Below are 17,020 nucleotides of genomic sequence, written 5' to 3'. Positions count from 1 at the left end.
CAACGAAGCGGCTTCAGACAATCCCCCTGTCCTGCGTTATCAGACTGACACACGCAGAGCCTTCGCTCACATATCGAAATTTGCGTATAACAAGCGGATTTGTCAATATCGCATCGCGAGCTTGCGGAGTGATCTTTCGCGCGCCCCCGAGAAAGCTTTGTCGCATCAGGAAATTCGGCGTTCTAAAGGCTTGGGTCTACATCTAACCAGACGGGTCCAGAGGATCCATTATTTTCTAAGGCTTAAAATTGTCTGGATGCGCAGCCGCAACCTCTGGCATCTTTTCCAGGTGACCATAAATCCTACTGACTTGCGGCCACCGGGTAACATCCAGGCCCCAGCGAAGCGCATTGTAGACCTGCGGCACGAGGCATAGGTCTGCGAGCGAAACATGGTCTCCGTGACAGAAAGCGCCTGTCGCAGGTTCATCAAGCAGCGCCTCAAACGCGGTCAGCCCCCGCTCGATAAAAAAGGTCATCCACGCTTGCGTCGTTATGGCGCCCGCGGAAGCCTCGACGGCATGCTTGGCGACCGAAACGTTGCAGATCGGATGAGTGTCCATCGATATCGCGTAAGCAAGCGCACGAACCCGTGCCCTACCCTGCGGGTCGCCCGGCAGAAGTTTCACCGCCCCCGTTTCATCAAGGTATTCGAGCATTGCCAGTGACTGAGTGAACTTCTGTTCATCGATCAGCAGGGTCGGCACGAAACCTTGCGGGTTGAGTTCAAGATAGTCGGCCGCACGCTGTTTTCCCTCCAGCAGGTTCACACTCCTGCTCTCGAACGGGATATTTGCCAGATTGAGCGCGATCCGTACCCGATAGGAGGATGAAGATCTCCAATAATCGTACAAAAGCACGTTCATATCTTCCTCCGATCCGATCTGTCCGCCGACAAGGCTTGACCTCTTCGAGCATACGGGTATGTTTGTTATAGGCGAACCAATTTGTCAAATGCGATTATTCTGACATTTACGGTCCTTGGCGCATCAGTCTGTGAGAGCAGTTGAAAAATATATAACTTCAATGATTTAAGCGCATATTAGCCTGACCAGATCAACGGTCAGGCCAAGTGCCTTGTCGCAGCCACCCAAGCGGATGCATTGTCGCGGATCGTCTTGTCGAAGGATAGAGCCGTCGCCGAAAGCGCAGGAATTTAAGGAGAAACAGTCATGGAAAAGAAGTTTGCATCGCAAGGCGATCTGACGGAGAAGAAAACAACCTTCACCGAGATCGGAAGAGGCCTCTATGCCTTCACAGCCGAAGGCGACCCCAACTCAGGCGTCATCATCGGCGATGAAAGCGTTATGGTCGTCGAAGCTCAGGCAACCCCCCGCCTGGCAAGGAAAGTGGTCGAATGCATTCGGTCGGTGACGGACAAGCCAGTCACCCACGTCGTGCTGACCCATTATCATGCTGTCCGAGTGCTCGGCGCCTCCGCATTCGGTGAAACCGACATCATCATGTCCGATGTTGCGCGGGGAATGGTGGAAGAGCGTGGAGCTGAAGACTGGGCTTCTGAATTCGGCCGCTTCCCCCGTCTGTTCGAAGGACATGAAGAAATTCCAGGTCTGACATGGCCCACCGTGACCTTCTCGAAGAAGATGACGGTCTACCTTGGGAAGCGAAAGGTCGAGATCATGCATTTAGGCCGGTCTCACACGGCTGGCGATGCTGTGATCTGGGTTCCAGACGAAGAAGTTATGTTTACCGGGGATATCGTTGAATACCACTCTGCGTGCTACTGCGGTGATGCTCACTTTACGGACTGGCCGCAGACACTGCAGCGCATTGCGGAATACAAGCCGCGAGCTATCGTGCCGGGACGCGGTGACGCGCTTGTTGGCCCCGAAATGGTCAACAAGGCGATCAACAGCACGATTGACTTCCTGGAGAGCACTTACGCCCCAGTCAAACGGGTGGCCTCGCGCGGCGGAAGCCTGAAGGAGGCGTGGGACGCTTGCCGCGCCGCTTGCGATTCCAAGTTCAGCGACTATGCGATCTATGAGCACTGCCTGCCATTCAACGTTGCGCGAGCCTACGACGAAGCTCGCGGCATCGATACGCCGCGCGTTTGGACAGCTGAGCGCGACCAGGAAATGTGGGAAGCGCTCCAGAAGTAAAACGTCATAGCCTACGAAGGCCGCCTCGATTTGGCGGCCCTCGTTCGCAAAGTGAAGAAAATTCGCTGCGGGTCAACGCCTTCACAGATCGTGTCCCACTCTTCACTGTCAGTTCGCCATCTCGGATGGTCTGTCTCGAACGGATAAACCAGTAGCTTTTCTTCATCGTCATGACAAAGGAAGAAGAGGTGGCACAAACATCGCCATTGCATCAATGATCGAGCATTGCAAACACTGTTTCGACAGCCGCACGATGGGTAAGGCAGGATCGCGCCAGCGCCATGCCAATCAGATCGATACCTATTATGGACGACTTAATAGGCGGGAAACTCTACAGGCTACCTTTGACCCTGGTCGAGACCCTCTCGGCGTCACGACGCGGTGGTTCGCCGAAAAGATGCTTGTATTCACGGCTAAACTGCGATGTGCTTTTGTAACCCATAGCAAATGCGACCGAAGCTGCATCGGTCTGCTTGGCGATCAACCGGCGGCGGGCCTCCTGCTGCCGTATGTGCTTTTGGTACTGTAGTGGGCTTAGAGCCGTCACCGCTTTAAAACGTCGGTGAAACACTGACTCGCTCATGCCTGCAATAGCGGCCATATCTTCGACACTGAGTTGCTCCGCGTAGTGTTCACGTATCCACGCCATTGCCTGTCGAACATGCGACAGGCGTGACTCGACGCCGGCGATCTGACGCAACATCTCAGCGTGCGGGGTCAGCATCAGCCGGAACATGAGTTCATGCTCCAGGTGAAGCGCCATCACCGGAATTTCCTTTGGCCGCTCATACATTCCTAGCAATCTTTGCCACGCACCAATCAGCTCGGCATTGGCCATGCTGAAAGCAAACCCGGGCTGCATCTGCAGTTCGGGGGTCTCGGACAGGTACAGCACCACGTTCATTATGACGGCAGGATCAAGATCGAGATTGATCGCCAGGAATGGCATGTCCGGCGATGCCTCGACGATCTGGCCCATGGCGGCAATTTCGGCAGCAACGACCATGGTTTGGCCGGGGCCGTACTCGAACAGCTTATCCCCGATAATTGTCCGCTTGGTTCCCTGCAGGACAATGAACGCCATCGGGACATAGACTAGGCATTCAGCTCGGTCGGTTCGGTGACCTTGTAAATGCTCAGCCGCGACATGCCGGGATATTTAGCTCCCGCATGTCGGATCGCCAGAGAGCGTATTTCATCGAGGTTATCCATCGTCCCATTGAGGACCAGTTGCCTGAAAAGATCAAGGTGCTGACGGGATCAGGCAATAAATCAGGACCATCAGGCATAGTCAAAAACAAACGTATGAACCAGATTCCTTTCACAAATGACACCCAGGGCGGACCGCGTCGCTGAAAACGCCGGTTCAGCCGATCTGTGCCGATTCCGATGAAGCCGCCCCTTTGTTCCGAGATGATTGCGCCCCCGGATTCCGGGATGATCTCGCCCCCTTGAGGCTGGGGTCCTGCTGGTCTGGCTTGTTTTCAGTCTATCGTGGTTGGGAGTCAAGATTTTCGCGGCTGATTTCGTCGCAGGCTATCGCCGGATAGATCGATGCGATGGGCGTTGTGAACGAGGCGATCCAGAATGGCGTCAGCGTAGGTTGGATGGCCGATAAAATCGTGCCAGGCTGACACGGGAAGTTGGCTGGTGATAATCGTAGAACGACGGCCGTAGCGATCTTCGAGGATGGCGGAAGGCCTGCGGTGCGGCGCTGGTTCACCTCCGATACCGTTTGGGAAAACGTTGGGATTTCATGCGCAACCGGCATCGACGAAGCTGTCGGAATGATCGACGAGGCCGACAAGTCTATGGGCATCGCAACGGTTCGCATCGAGATGCTTGCCATCGCTACAGATGGCAATCGTGTGCTCACGGAGCGGCTCGACATTTTCGAACGCGCTGACCGCAGCGAAATCGGGCGAGTGACCCTGATGGGTATCTTTTAAATCGGAGTCGACTACATCGTCTCCTGGCGCGATTACGTTGACGTCAACGCGATCTCAAAGCTCGCTGCGGGCAACGCCTGACCATTGTGCCGCCGGCATAGCAGATACTGGCGCGGCAGAGACTTGATGGTTGTCAGATCCAACTTAGTCTCAAAGAGCGGATCCCTTTTGCTCGCAGACGAAAAGCGATCACAGATTAGGGCGGGAAGAAACAAGTCGTTCTCGAACTCCGGGTGCTCAGCAGTCAGTAGATCTCGTCGAGAAAGGTACTCTGCAGGCGAGGAACCTTTTGACAAACAGCCGGTCGAAATGGAGGGTGCTAGTCGGGACCGACGACATACCAATGACGCCAAGCTACCCTGCGCGATCAAAGCCAAACTGACGCCGATCAGGATGAGCGTTATGATTAGATTGAAACGCGCCACATCAACCCGCTGAACGAGCCGAACACCTAGCCAGCTTGAGAAAATAGCAATTGGCGCGAAGATGAGTGCAGACGTTAGATGCTCCCTGTTCAGTTGACCAAGCATTGCAAACGCAGGAAACTTCATCCAATTGAGCGTAGCAAAGAACACAACGCTCGTTCCGATATACATATCCCGACCCAGCTTCTGCGGCATAGCGTACAGCTGGAACGGCGGCGTTCCGGAGTGAGCTATCATACTGGTGAATCCGGACGCCACGCCGCTCACCACCCCGAGAGCAATCGCCGGTGGACGGCCTACTGGGTTCTGAGAACGAAGCATAAGGAAAAGCTGACGGCAACCGAAGATCAGAGATATACCGCCGAGCGCTATCTCCACGATCCATTCGGGAACCGTAGACGCCAACTGGTAGCCCGCGAGCACTCCCACCGCCGCGCCGGGGACCATCGTAGCAACGATCCTACGGCTCCATTCGCGTTTGTACATCCAGACTGCCACAGCATCCTGGATTATGAGGACAGGAAATATGAACCCGGCAGCATTGACTGGTCCTACAACGAGAGCCAAAAGCGGCGTGCTTATCATCCCCACGCCTGCGAACCCGCCTTTGGAAAGGCCGAGTATAATAACCGCCACGGCGGCAACTGAGTAAGACAGCCAATTCAACCCATGGACCTCGTTTCTGGAGACAACAGACTCCCCGCCGCTTCACGCGGCGAGCAGCCGTTTCGACGTAGAGAAGGATTTAGAACGAGGGTTCCGGGATGATCTCTGTTACATCGACCATGTAAGTCGAAACCTCGCTGATGAACTCCTTCGCGTGCGACATTGCTGTGACGCCGCTCGGCGACAGGAACGCGTTTTCGGTCGCTTCGCCGCTCTCGAACCAAAGCTCGACCACTCCGTCGATAGGAACCTCGAGCGCGTGGGAAGCAGGATTGAACCGGTCCGCGATGCGGTCGATCACGATGTTTTGGCGATACCCAAGCAGACCGGGAAGTCGCTTGACCAGGAAGGAATGGCTGTTGAACCATTCATCCTGGAATTTCTCCATTGAGATTTCCGGACGCTTGCGAATGAATGACATCCGCTTTGCGAATTTGCCGGTGGTCGGCGGCATGGCAACAACGTTTTGCAAAGTCGTCAGGATGGTGATTCCGCCCAGGAATTGGTCTTCGTCTTCCTTCAGAGCCTTGAGGATCTTTTCGTCGGAGAACTTTCGAGTATCGACTAGCGACGGGAAGAACAGCTGCGCCATTCCGTCCACCTCAACGGACCCCCGCTTGTACTCGATACCCTTTTGGGACCGGTCGACAACGTAGTTTTGAAGATACCCGTGCAGGTCCGGCATCTGCGCCCTGACGACATCTGCATGCGATGCGCGCCAGTACGTGGAAAACGCTTCCGAAGACAGATCATGGCGCCGCGTCAGCAGGCCGAAGCGAACGATCATTTTAAAACTCCTCTTGGATTGAGGCATCTCCCATGCCTCGAATGGCCAGAACAGTTGTTCCGACCGGCTGGCAAAGATTTGCCTAAAGCAAACTAATATGTCAATAACGCATATTCGAATAACGAGAGGGCCATCGTCGGCAGAAATTAGATACGAGGGATCGTGAGCCGCTGGACGACCGACTCCCATCAACATCAACAAGTTGAGTTCAAAAACACGGCCTAACTTGTTGGATCGACGTGTCCATGCTCGAACGACAGCCTGTGCGTGACAGCCAGAAGCTTCTTGACCGTTGGACCTGAGGGGTCAATGTCGAGATGGGTTTCCGTACCGATCAGGGTTACCGCCATTTGGATCTGACCGGTATAGTCGAACACGGGCGCGCCGATGGCAGCAATGCCTGGAACCGGGCGCGGGAAGATGGTGGCAAAACCCTGTCGCCGAATGTTGTCGATTTCTTCGACAATATCGTTATACGCACGGGTCTTACCGACGCGGAGCGTCTTTCCAGCCTCACGCACCTCGGCACGGATCGCGGCTTTGATAGCGGGTTCCGGCATGTATGCAGCGAAAACCATACCCGCCGCCGTCCCCGAGACAGAATAGACCGTCCCCACATTCGTGTTTATGTAGTTTTGATCGACACCCTTGCGGATCTGGACAACGGTAGGCCCAAAAGAACCCCAAACGGAAACTGCAACAGTCAGCCGCGTTTCTTCTGACAGTGCCTCAACGGCCGTCGCCGCCGACTTCATGGCATCGAAGCTTCGCATTCGCCCAATCGCGAGTTGAAGCGCGTACGGACCGAGGCGATAGCGGCCGCTCTTTTCATCTTGTTCAACAAGGCCCATCCGGCGAAAACTCACCATGTACGCGTGCGCTTTTGTCGGAGGGACACCTGCCCTTTCGGCGACCTCCCGCAGCTTGAGCGGCCCCGGGGCAGTCAGGAACGGAAGCAGGATGTTAAGACCAACCTCCACCGACTGCACGCCACGCGCATCTGTACCATTTCGCTGCTGTGGTTTGTCCTTCATCGCTTTTCACCAGAAAGAGCTTCAGTCTTGGCCAGCAGCAAGCGGGTCGGAAGTCCATCGGGCTTCAGATCCAGATTCTGAGAATTACCGACGACCATAACGATCGCCAGAACCTCACCGTCGGGGCCAAGTATCGGTGCCGCAATCGTATCTACATCGGGAACCGGTTCGCTTGTTGTAATCGCGTAGCCTTTCTCTCGAATACCTTCGAGTTCAGACTCGAAGGCCTTCCTCGTTGATTTCGATGGGGCCTTCCCTCCGGCCGCCTCGGCGAATTCTGCGGCGATTATCTCATCGATGCCATCGGGTCTGCCGAGAGCTGCGAACACGCGCCCGGCGGCTGAACCAAGCACCGGAAGGGCCATCCCTGGCCGCAGGTTGACGTTTAGGGGATAATTTCCGATGCGAACCTGTACAGCAGTTGGAGCGCTTAAGCCCCATACAACGAGCGCAACCATCAAGCCAAGCTCGGATTCCAGCTCGACTACGGCATCCCGAGCCGCACGCAGCGGCCCGAAACTCGAAATACGTGCCAACCCGAGCTGGAGAGCGAGGGGACCCAGTTGATACCGGCCAGTCGCACCATCCTGCTCGATGAGGTCAAGCCGACGGAAACTTGAAATGTAAGCATGAGCCTGTGCCGGCGGGAGATCCGCCACCGCCGCCAGGTCACGAAGCATCATCGGGCCATCCGCGCTTACCAGAGCGGAAAGCAGTCGTCCCCCGATGTCGATTGACTGAATGCCCCGCCCCTCACTCTTACCCATAGAAATCCCTCATCTTTCCTCGGCTTGCTCCGTCCCAGCGCCTCACACTTAATACTCAGCTGGCGACACCGGTCAACATAGCAAAGCACGCCGAAGAAATTTCCTATTGACAAATCGGTTCGTTATCAAAGAATGTAGGGCCAAAGGCGAGCTGTTTTAGCCTATGTAACTGTCAGTGCGTTGGGAGTGCGTCGCTGACGACAGAGGACGGCACGGTCGAGACCGTGCGCCAGGGAGGACCAACCATGTATCTTGACTGCGTCGGCGCTCTCGCGCTGCTGCCAATGTACATCAACGAGTCCACCGAGCGTTCCGCGAGGACCGATGTTTGATGGCTTCGACGACCTGTCACTCAAGATACTCGCCGCTCAGCGGCCACCAAAACCGCGCCTCGGTGCTTTGCGAGAGCTTGGTGCAGGCGAACTTTTGTCAGCGGCCTTTCGAAGAGGGTGGGCTGCCAATGGTGTTCACAATTTGAAATTTCAGGCCATTTCGATCGGCCGCCCCCCCGCCGGTCGGTAGCGGCCTCGTGCCGCGACGAAAGAGGAAGATCTATGAAACGTTATGACTGTGACGTACTGGTCGTTGGATCAGGGGCCGGTGGCCTTGCGAGCGCCGTGGCTGCTGCCCATCGCCGCCTTAAAGTGCTCGTTGTAGAAAAAGAACCTGTCTTCGGTGGAACCACCGCTCGTTCAGGCGGCTGGATGTGGATTCCTGGGAATGCCCCGGCAAAGCGTGCTGGCGTCATCGATAGCGCTGAAAAGGCGCGGACCTATCTTCAGGGGGAAACCGGTAAGTATTTCGATGCGCCAAGGATCGACGCCTTCCTGGAGGCTGGTCCGAAAGCGGTCGATTTCTTCGAACAGAATACCGCGCTCAAGTTTGACCTTGGCCCGACGTTTGCCGACTATCATCCCGACGCCCCAGGCGGCATGCCAGGCGGTAGATCGATTGTAGCTCAGCCTTTTGACGGACGGGAACTCGGGAAAGAGATCAGCCGTCTCCGTCCGCCGCTCTGGGAGATTACCCTCCTTGGCATGATGATCGGCTCGGGCAAGGAGCTGCTACACTTCTTCAACGTCACCCGCTCGCCGATATCGATGTTCTATGTGGCGAAGCTTCTGGCGAAGTTCGTCAGAGACAAGGTCTTCCACGGTCGCCCGATGCGCTTGGTCAATGGCAATGCGCTTGTCGCTCGCTTGGTGAAATCTTGTTTCGACATGAATGTCCCCATCTGGACCTCAAGCCCTGTAAGTGGGCTGATAACCGATGACCACGGTCGTGTGCTCGGCGCCAAAGTCGATGCACCCGATGGCCAGTACGAGGTGTACGCTGCAAAGGGCGTCGTGTTGGCAGCCGGTGGCTTCCCGCAGGACCCGGTTCGTCGCAAGGAACTGATGCCCCATGCGCCGACTGGCCATGAACACGTTTCCCCTGCTCCCCCCGGCAACACGGGCGATGGCCTTCGTCTTGGCGAGAAAGTGGGCGCTCAGGTCGTTACCGATCTTCCCCATCCCGCAGCTTGGGTTCCGATTTCGCGTCCGCGACGCCCAGATGGAACTCTTGGAACGTTCCCCCACTTCGTTGACCGCTCGAAGCCTGGCGTCATCGCCATCACTCGTTCGGGACGTCGTTTCGTGAACGAAGCAAACTCCTACCACGACTTCTGCCAGGCGATGGTGAAGCGCTGCGAGGAGGAAGGGGGCGAACTGGCTGCCTGGTTCATCGCAGATCACAAAGCGTTCCGAAAGTATGGGCTTGGCTATGCAAAGCCTGCTCCCGTCCCGTTCCAAAAGCAGATCGACAACGGTTACTTGATTCGGGGCAAGACATTGCGGGATTTGGCCGACCAGTTGGGTGCCGACGCGGACCAGCTTGAACGGACAGTGGAAGAGTTCAATAAGCATGCAAGGAAGGGCGAAGACCCCGAATTCAATAAGGGTTCGACGTCTTATAACCGCTCACTAGGCGACCCGAACGTGAAGCCCAATCCTTGCGTTCAGCCCATTGAAAAGAGCCCGTACTATGCTGTGCGTCTCTACGTGGGCGATCTCGGCACCTTCGCCGGATTGAAAACCAACGAGAACGCTCAGGTCCTTAATGGCGACGGTCGGCCGATCGCCGGTCTTTACGCCGCTGGCAATGACGCCGCGAGCATCATGGGTGGGAACTACCCCGGCGGTGGCATCACACTCGGTCCGGCGATCACCTTTGGATACATCGCCGCGCGACATATGTCCGGCGCCAACAGCTGATTTTCGGCAGCGTCACGGCCTCCGTTCGCCGAAGCCGTGGCACTGGCCGGTCGTCACCAACACGGAGGCTACCAAGTGCAAAAGGTCTACAGCAGGGCTGAAGCGGCTCTAGAGGGATTGCTTTTCGACGGCATGACAATCGCAGCCGGAGGTTTTGGGCTGTGCGGCATCCCCGAGCTTCTTATCGGCGCAATCCGAACAGCTGGGGTCAAGGAACTTACGATCGCATCAAACAATGCGGGCGTCGACGGATTTGGTCTCGGGATTTTGCTTGAGACCCGCCAAGTCAAGAAGATGATGTCCTCTTACGTCGGCGAGAATGCGGAATTCATGCGTCAGTATCTGAGCGGCGAACTTGAACTTGAATTCAATCCCCAAGGTACCCTCGCAGAACGTTTGCGAGCAGGCGGCGCTGGTATTCCTGGCTTCTATACGAAAACTGGCGTCGGAACCGTGATCGCCGAAGGCAAAGAGCACAAGGATTTCGACGGACAGACCTACATACTGGAGCGTGGAATCGTCGCGGACGTATCGATCGTGAAAGCTTGGAAGGCCGACACGTCCGGCAACCTTATTTTCCGCAAGACCGCTCGCAACTTCAATCCATCGGCCGCCACCAGTGGCCGCGTCTGCGTCGCTGAGGTCGAAGAGATCGTGCCGCCTGGCAGCCTTGACCCGGACGAGATTCACCTTCCCGGCATCTACGTCCATCGCTTGGTCCAGGGCGAACATGAAAAGCGCATCGAGCAGCGCACCGTTCGGAAGAGAGCTTAGAGGAGAACGCCCAATGTGGGACCGCAATCAGATGGCTGCCCGGGCAGCGAAGGAACTCCAGGACGGCTGGTATGTAAATCTCGGGATTGGTATCCCGACCCTGGTCTCGAACTACATTCCGGAAGGTATGTCGGTCACCCTTCAATCGGAAAACGGAATGTTAGGCATGGGGCCGTTCCCATTCGAGGGAGAGGAGGACGCTGACCTCATCAACGCCGGAAAGCAGACCATCACTGCGCTACCCCACACCAGCTATTTCGACAGCGCGACAAGCTTCGCCATGATCAGGGGCGGCAAGATTGCGATGGCGATCCTTGGGGCGATGGAGGTCGCAGAAAACGGCGATCTGGCCAATTGGATGATCCCCGGCAAACTCGTCAAGGGCATGGGCGGAGCGATGGATCTGGTTGCAGGGGTCGGCCGGGTCGTAGTGGTCATGGATCACACCTCCAAGCATGGTGAGAGCAAGGTTCTGCGTGAATGCACATTGCCTCTAACAGGCAAGGCCGTGGTCGATCGCATCATCACAAACCTTGGTGTGCTCGATGTCGTTGAGGGTGGGTTGAAGATCGTCGAACTTGCCGACGGGGTGTCAAAAGACGACCTCATCCAAGCGACCGAAGCAACTATAGTCCAGTGAGAAGGAGCTGATAAATTGACCAGCGCATCTATCGTCCTTGCCAGCGCGGCGCGAACAGCGGTCGGAAGCTTCAATGGCGCGTTCGCGAATGTCCCAGCCCACGAGCTTGGGGCGGCAGTGATCCAAGCTGTCCTTGAAAGAGCGAATGTAGACGTCAGTGAAGTCGATGAAGTCATTCTGGGCCAAGTGCTGCAAGCCGGACAAGGTCAAAATCCAGTCCGACAGGCGGCGATGAAAGCTGGTGTTCCTCAAGCCGCGACTGCCTGGAGCGTCAATCAGGTCTGCGGCTCGGGGCTTCGGGCCGTAGCGCTCGGCATGCAGCAAATTGCCATCGGCGATGCCAGAGTGATCGTGGCTGGCGGACAAGAGTCCATGTCGCTCGCTCCTCATGTCGCTCATTTGCGATCCGGGACGAAAGTGGGCGACATGAACTTGATCGACTCCATGGTCAAGGACGGCCTCACAGACGCTTTCTATGGCTACCACATGGGGATTACCGGCGAGAACGTTGCGCGTCGGTGGCAGATTTCTCGGGAAGATCAGGACCAATTCGCTCTTGCTTCCCAGATCAAGGCGGAAGCCGCGCAGACAGCCGGAAGGTTCAAGGATGAAATCGTTCCATTCCTGGTAAAGGGACGAAAGGGCGACGTCACTGTAGACGCAGATGAATATATCCGGCGCGGCGCGACATTGGATGCCATGGCTAAACTGCGTCCAGCGTTCGATAAGGGCGGCACTGTTACCGCTGGCAATGCCTCGGGACTCAACGATGGGGCTGCGGCTACCTTGCTGATGAGCGAGGCAGAAGCCTCTCGCCGTGGCATCCAGCCTCTAGCGCGGATTGCGTCGTGGGCGACTGCTGGTGTCGATCCGCAAGTAATGGGTACAGGACCAATCCCCGCCTCGCGAAATGCATTAGAAAGGGCGGGTTGGTCGGCACATGATCTTGACTTGGTGGAGGCCAACGAGGCCTTTGCTTCCCAGGCGTGTGCAGTGACCAAAGAACTTGGTTTGGATCCTTCGAAAGTCAACGTCAATGGTGGAGCGATTGCCATCGGCCACCCGATCGGAGCATCGGGCGCTCGCATCCTAAATACTCTTTTGTTTGAGATGAGACGGCGGTCCGCTCGGAAGGGCCTGGCTACCCTCTGCATCGGTGGTGGGATGGGCATCGCCATGTGCGTTGAGGCGCTCTAGCTACCCGAATTCACTACAACAGCGGGCGCGTTCGATCATCGCCGATGGTGTTTCCGCATTTTAGGCGTACCACAAGGAGAAGCCTTCGATGGCAAAGCTGTTTCAATCATACGATCTGTCGGGTTTGTCCCTTGCCAACCGTATTGTCATGGCACCCATGACCCGGTCACGGGCACTGAAAGATGCCCCCGATCCATCCACTGCCCTCTACTACACCCAGCGCGCAAGCGCCGGTCTCATCATCACCGAAGGAACGCCGATCTCTTCAGAGGGGCGCGGATACCTTTATACGCCAGGCATCTACAACCGGGCCCAGATTGATGGGTGGAAGCGGGTGACGGAGGGCGTTCACAAGGCAGGCGGCAAAATTTTCTCTCAGATTTGGCACGTTGGAAGAATTTCGCACGTTTCCTTGCAGCCAGGTGGACTTCCTCCGGTTGCGCCTACCGCTATCACGGCTGAAACCTCCAACTCTTTCGCTTATGACGAAAATGGTGCTCCAGGACAGGTTTCCTGCAGCGATCCCCGCTCGCTGACCATCGACGAGATTGGAAGAGTGGTGAACGACTTCGCTCAAGCGGCACAAAACGCCGTCGAGGCCGGTTTTGATGGAGTAGAAATACATGGTGCGAACGGGTATCTGCTCGACCAGTTTATCAACGCTTCAGTGAACACGCGCACCGATAAGTACGGTGGCTCATTGGAAAGCCGCCTTCGCTTTCCTCTTGAAGTGATCGATGCAGTATCTGACGCAATCGGCGCGCGTCGCGTAGGCCTGCGGATCTCTCCTTTTGGTCGCTTGCATGACATGGCCGCTTACCCCGACGAAGCACAGACCTGGCTAACCTTCCTAAAGGAGTTGAACTCCCGCAAGCTTGCTTACCTTCATTTGAGTGATCAACACACAATCGGCGGCGAGGGCATCCCTGGCGACCAGCTACATGTACTGCGTGAGACGTATAAAGGCGTCCTCATGGCGGCTGGCGGATTCAATAAGGAAATGGGAGAAAAGGCTTTGGAAACAGGCCTCTTGGACTTGATTGCAATTGGCAAGCCTTTCATCGCAAATCCTGATTTGGTCGAGCGGCTGGAGAACGAGTGGCCGCTTACGGTGCCCAGTCGGAATACGTTCTATGGTGGTGGCAACAAAGGTTACGTCGACTACCCACGATACAGATCGTGACATCGACAGTTAGAATGTCCCGGAGCAACAGTTGCTGATTCATCGCTGACTGTTACGTTCGATTGTTATCGCCTTGCGACAGGGTGCAGCTTGCACGCTGCCGCACTCCCGCGTCCAATTTCCGCAGCAGCTCCAATTTGAAAATGTTTACTTATAACGAATAAGCTTTGCATTAGCGAATTTTTCTGCTTATGTTTTAGCTGGGAGAGAGATAGCGGCATCACGAAGATGCTTGCGCATAAGCCCATCGCGAATTGGAGGAGAGCAATGAAAATCATCGGACAACTTGGTGCCACATCGGCAATTCTTGCAGCGCTTATGGCTTCCGTCAGCAGCGTGCCTGCCAAGGCTGCTGATACCGTCCTCTCTAACGCAGGAGCAGATATCAAGCCGTTGTGCGGAACCAAGCCGATGACAGTCGCGCTGGTGGACGGATACGGCGCAGATACTTGGCGAAAGATCGCTCGCGCGGAATTCGAAGACGAGCTTGGCAAATGCCCCAACGTCACCAAGGTCTTGTACGCCGACTCGCTGGGCGATCAGCAGAAATACAACGGCGACCTGAACAGCATGGCCTCGATGGGTGTGAATGTGTTGGTGACGTTTACCGACTACGGCGATGCCGCCTTGCCTGCCTACCGGAGCGCGTTTAATGGTGGGTCGACTATCGTCGTTCCTTATTATTCGAAGATCTCTGGCTCGCCGGGCGTCGACTTCAGCGTGAACGTCTACCAGGATCAGGCCTATATCGGTAAGCTTTGGGCCGACTGGGTGAACAAAACCCTCAATGGCAAGGGTAACATCGTCCTGCTCGGCGGCACGCCGGGTGCAACGTCCTCAACGGAATTTCTTAAAGGCCTAAAGATAGGGCTCGAAAAGTATCCCGACATCAAGATGCTGGACGAGAACTACATCGTAACCAACTGGAACCCTGCAGACGCGCAGCGGGCTGTGACCGGCCTCATCGCCAAGTATCCCCAGATCGACGCGATTGTATCGGATTCGGGGATGGCCACGATTGCTGGGATCAAGGCGTACGAGCAGGCTGGTTTGCCGATCCCGCCCCAAGCAACCATCAACGGCATCAACGAAATTGGTTGCAAGTATGAAGACCTAAAGGCCGCTGGCAAAGCCTGGAAGCACTTCTCCGTCGATGGTGCGACATCCATGGTGCGCTTCGCAGCAAGAGCTGGCGTAGCAGCCTTCGAAGGCACCGAAAGCAAGGAGCCGACTGTCATCGTCCCTTACATTTACGCCGACACCGAAGCTGGCAAGCCACCGCGTTGCCTGCGTTCCGCTCCGCCAGATGCTGACCTATCCTCTACGCTTTCAGAAGAGAAGCTGAAGGCGGTATTCAACTAAGCCCAACGTTCTGCTGCGGCTGAAGAAGGCCGCAGCAGGTTCACCTGCGCATGGCTCCCAACGTCGTGGAACATGTGCGATCAGGCGCCTGGGGTTATGCGCACTGCAGAGAGCGAACGCTGATTTAATTGTCATACGAGGTTACATGATGCTGAAGCGCATGACATTGCTGGCAAAGCGCGAAGATTTAGACAGGGCGGCTTTTCGATTACACTGGGCGGGAAATCACGCCCAGCTCGCTTTGTCCTTGCCGGGTGTTTGCAAATACGTTCAGAATCGCGTCAACGAAGAATTGCTAACAATCCCCGAGGCTCGGGCCTTCAGCGTAGACGGCATCGTCGAACTTTACTTCACTGACGCAGAAACCATGAAGGTGGCTCAGGCGTCTGAGACCGGCGCGGTCAGCATTCCTGATGACGAGCTTCTTTTTTTGAAGGGATGGTCCCTGAATATCGTCGAGACTGTCGGGCCTCACGATCACGGTGGGACGAAGGTTATGATTCCCATCAAGGTTCGGGGCGGGCTGGACGCCGACGAGGTTACCGAAAAACTGAGTTCCGCATCAAAGGCCTTGTCCAGTTTAGAGACGTCGGTGAACGAAGTGACAAGTAGTCACTCACGCCCTCGCCTTTGGTCCGAGCCAGTAGCTCCGGATGCAATTTTCGTCTGTTGGTTTAAATCTCCAGCAGCGGCGAAGGAAGCGTTTTATCCCGGGACCGACCTGCACAATGCTCTGATCGAGACGGCTGAAGTCGCCTCGGCTTATCTTTGCGATCCGCTCGTCATAAAGTGACCGGCGCGAGCCGGTAACGATCTCATATACTGCCTCCCAAAAAGGGCTCGGTGGCGAACGTCACCGGGCTTTTGTTTTTCAGTTTGGCAGAGCGTATGCGATCACGTAGTCCCCGCGCCGAGAAGACTGACGAGCACCACCGGCCGATATGACGACAAACTGACGTTCGTTTTCAGGCGAGACGTGTGTCATCAGTGCGGTCTGACCGCCAACGGGCAATGCACCTTTCCAGAGTTCCTTGCCGGTCGCCTGCGCCAATCCGCCACCATCACTCGCGAGGCTGGAGCCAGTGGTCAAATGCTACGAATTGAAGATAAGGTCGAGCTGGGTTTCGAACATGGCTCCCATGTCCAACCGATTGCCAGGGTTGAGAACTGCGTTATGAACGATCCCAATCCATAGCGGCGCAACTAATAGATACGGACAGTCAGCCAATGCGCGATTTTTCAGTTCGCCGCGCTCGATCGCAGTAGCCGCGCATCGTTTGATCAAATCGATGATTGGCTCGTACACCTTCGTTCTGTAGGTATTGACCAACGTCGGGAAACCCGCACCATCGGAAATAACCAGCCTCGCGATTGCCGCGCGTCCTGAGGTTTCGAAATCTCTCATGAACGGAAGTACAAGTCGCCTGAGAAAGACTTCAACCGTTTCGTCGTCGGAGGGTGAACGGTTGTAAATGTCTGCAACTGCCGCAACGACGACGTCTTCAAGAATTCCCTCGAACAACTGCTCTTTCGTCGGAAAGTACCTGTACGGCGTCCCTTTCGCGATGCCAGCGCTCCCGGCAATGTCGGCGACCGACGTGTTGGCATATCCTTTTTCGATAAAAACAGTGAGCGCCGCGTTGATTATCTTGCTTCTGGTCTCCGCTGTTTTTTCCAGGCTCGGACCCCTCGTCCTCGCCTTCACATTTGTTTGTCCGCTCACAATGACTCCTCCGACATAACGGATGTTGACTTTAAATGACTGTGGAGTCATTTAAAGTCAACATGGATGACCTTGTTGTCGCGGGCCGGTTTGAGCGCGTCGTGCCTGGCCCAACTGGACCGAACTCCTGCCCCCA

At 56.0% G+C, this 17,020-nt stretch carries 17 protein-coding genes and 2 pseudogenes; 10 read left to right on the top strand and 9 right to left on the bottom strand.

What is annotated here, in order from left to right:
• Nucleotides 1-235 precede the first annotated feature (235 nt).
• Nucleotides 236-865, bottom strand: a complete 630-nt coding sequence (gene maiA / locus AB4Z52_RS18685; RefSeq protein ID WP_442219414.1) for a maleylacetoacetate isomerase — start codon at nt 863-865, stop codon at nt 236-238.
• 306 nt (nt 866-1,171) lie between these two features.
• Here maiA and AB4Z52_RS18680 point away from each other — a divergent pair, with 306 nt between their 5' ends.
• The gene (locus tag AB4Z52_RS18680; protein WP_442219413.1) at nt 1,172-2,122 is read left to right on the top strand and encodes an MBL fold metallo-hydrolase; all 951 of its coding nucleotides are present in this window, start codon (nt 1,172-1,174) and stop codon (nt 2,120-2,122) included.
• Between the two features lie 331 nt (nt 2,123-2,453).
• Here the strand turns inward: AB4Z52_RS18680 and AB4Z52_RS18675 are convergent, their stop codons facing one another.
• Nucleotides 2,454-3,206 (bottom strand): AraC family transcriptional regulator N-terminal domain-containing protein, encoded by a 753-nt coding sequence (locus tag AB4Z52_RS18675; RefSeq protein ID WP_442219412.1) that lies wholly within the window; start codon nt 3,204-3,206, stop codon nt 2,454-2,456.
• An 86-nt stretch (nt 3,207-3,292) separates the two neighbouring features.
• Between AB4Z52_RS18675 and AB4Z52_RS18670 the strand changes: the two genes are divergently transcribed.
• The gene (locus AB4Z52_RS18670) at nt 3,293-3,478 is read left to right on the top strand and encodes a hypothetical protein (protein ID WP_442219411.1); all 186 of its coding nucleotides are present in this window, start codon (nt 3,293-3,295) and stop codon (nt 3,476-3,478) included.
• 149 nt (nt 3,479-3,627) lie between these two features.
• Here AB4Z52_RS18670 and AB4Z52_RS18665 read toward each other — a convergent pair.
• Nucleotides 3,628-3,813, bottom strand: a pseudogene (locus tag AB4Z52_RS18665) (ATP-binding protein); the annotation flags it as partial.
• A 15-nt stretch (nt 3,814-3,828) separates the two neighbouring features.
• Here AB4Z52_RS18665 and AB4Z52_RS18660 point away from each other — a divergent pair.
• A complete protein-coding gene (locus AB4Z52_RS18660; protein WP_442219410.1) occupies nt 3,829-4,071 on the top strand; it encodes a hypothetical protein in 243 nt (80 codons plus the stop codon).
• Nucleotides 4,072-4,103: 32 nt separating this feature from the next.
• On the opposite strand, the gene AB4Z52_RS18655 is transcribed toward AB4Z52_RS18660, so the two are convergent.
• From AB4Z52_RS18655 to AB4Z52_RS18640, 4 genes are all read right to left on the bottom strand, one after another.
• Entirely contained in the window at nt 4,104-5,081 is a 978-nt protein-coding gene (locus AB4Z52_RS18655; RefSeq protein WP_442219498.1) for a sulfite exporter TauE/SafE family protein, read from the bottom strand.
• A 160-nt stretch (nt 5,082-5,241) separates the two neighbouring features.
• Complete coding sequence (locus tag AB4Z52_RS18650; RefSeq protein WP_442219409.1) at nt 5,242-5,949, bottom strand: EthD domain-containing protein; 708 nt, start codon at nt 5,947-5,949, stop codon at nt 5,242-5,244.
• Between the two features lie 221 nt (nt 5,950-6,170).
• A complete protein-coding gene (locus AB4Z52_RS18645; RefSeq protein ID WP_442219408.1) occupies nt 6,171-6,983 on the bottom strand; it encodes an IclR family transcriptional regulator in 813 nt (270 codons plus the stop codon).
• A complete protein-coding gene (locus tag AB4Z52_RS18640) occupies nt 6,980-7,666 on the bottom strand; it encodes an IclR family transcriptional regulator (RefSeq protein WP_442219407.1) in 687 nt (228 codons plus the stop codon). The genes AB4Z52_RS18645 and AB4Z52_RS18640 overlap by 4 nt, the downstream gene beginning before the upstream one ends.
• A 638-nt stretch (nt 7,667-8,304) precedes the next feature.
• On the opposite strand from AB4Z52_RS18640, the gene AB4Z52_RS18635 reads away from it, so the two are divergent.
• From AB4Z52_RS18635 to AB4Z52_RS18605, 7 genes are all read left to right on the top strand, one after another.
• Nucleotides 8,305-10,005, top strand: coding sequence for an FAD-dependent oxidoreductase (locus tag AB4Z52_RS18635; protein WP_442219406.1), 1,701 nt, complete (start codon nt 8,305-8,307; stop codon nt 10,003-10,005).
• 75 nt (nt 10,006-10,080) lie between these two features.
• A complete protein-coding gene (locus tag AB4Z52_RS18630; RefSeq protein WP_442219405.1) occupies nt 10,081-10,779 on the top strand; it encodes a CoA transferase subunit A in 699 nt (232 codons plus the stop codon).
• Nucleotides 10,780-10,792: 13 nt separating this feature from the next.
• Complete coding sequence (locus AB4Z52_RS18625; RefSeq protein ID WP_442219404.1) at nt 10,793-11,419, top strand: 3-oxoacid CoA-transferase subunit B; 627 nt, start codon at nt 10,793-10,795, stop codon at nt 11,417-11,419.
• A 15-nt stretch (nt 11,420-11,434) separates the two neighbouring features.
• Nucleotides 11,435-12,616: an acetyl-CoA C-acetyltransferase gene (locus tag AB4Z52_RS18620; RefSeq protein ID WP_442219403.1), complete on the top strand. Its 1,182-nt coding sequence runs from the start codon at nt 11,435-11,437 to the stop codon at nt 12,614-12,616.
• Between the two features lie 88 nt (nt 12,617-12,704).
• Nucleotides 12,705-13,799: an alkene reductase gene (locus AB4Z52_RS18615; protein ID WP_442219402.1), complete on the top strand. Its 1,095-nt coding sequence runs from the start codon at nt 12,705-12,707 to the stop codon at nt 13,797-13,799.
• Nucleotides 13,800-14,117: 318 nt separating this feature from the next.
• Nucleotides 14,118-15,161 carry a substrate-binding domain-containing protein gene (locus AB4Z52_RS18610; protein ID WP_442219401.1) on the top strand — a complete coding sequence of 348 codons (1,044 nt, stop codon included), beginning with the start codon at nt 14,118-14,120 and terminating at the stop codon, nt 15,159-15,161.
• Between the two features lie 145 nt (nt 15,162-15,306).
• A complete protein-coding gene (locus tag AB4Z52_RS18605) occupies nt 15,307-15,954 on the top strand; it encodes an EthD domain-containing protein (protein WP_442219400.1) in 648 nt (215 codons plus the stop codon).
• Between the two features lie 78 nt (nt 15,955-16,032).
• Here AB4Z52_RS18605 and AB4Z52_RS18600 read toward each other — a convergent pair.
• Nucleotides 16,033-16,248, bottom strand: a pseudogene (locus tag AB4Z52_RS18600) (hypothetical protein); the annotation flags it as partial.
• A gap of 6 nt (nt 16,249-16,254) precedes the next feature.
• On the bottom strand, nt 16,255-16,884 hold the full coding sequence (locus AB4Z52_RS18595) for a TetR/AcrR family transcriptional regulator (protein WP_442219399.1): 630 nt from the start codon (nt 16,882-16,884) through the stop codon (nt 16,255-16,257).
• Nucleotides 16,885-17,020: the final 136 nt, after the last annotated feature.

Origin of the sequence: Rhizobium sp. 2YAF20, assembly GCF_052114685.1 — a bacterium.
Lineage (GTDB): Bacteria > Pseudomonadota > Alphaproteobacteria > Rhizobiales > Rhizobiaceae > Rhizobium.
Note: the sequence above shows the minus strand (reverse complement) of the source record. Positions and strands in the feature narration are given on the sequence as shown.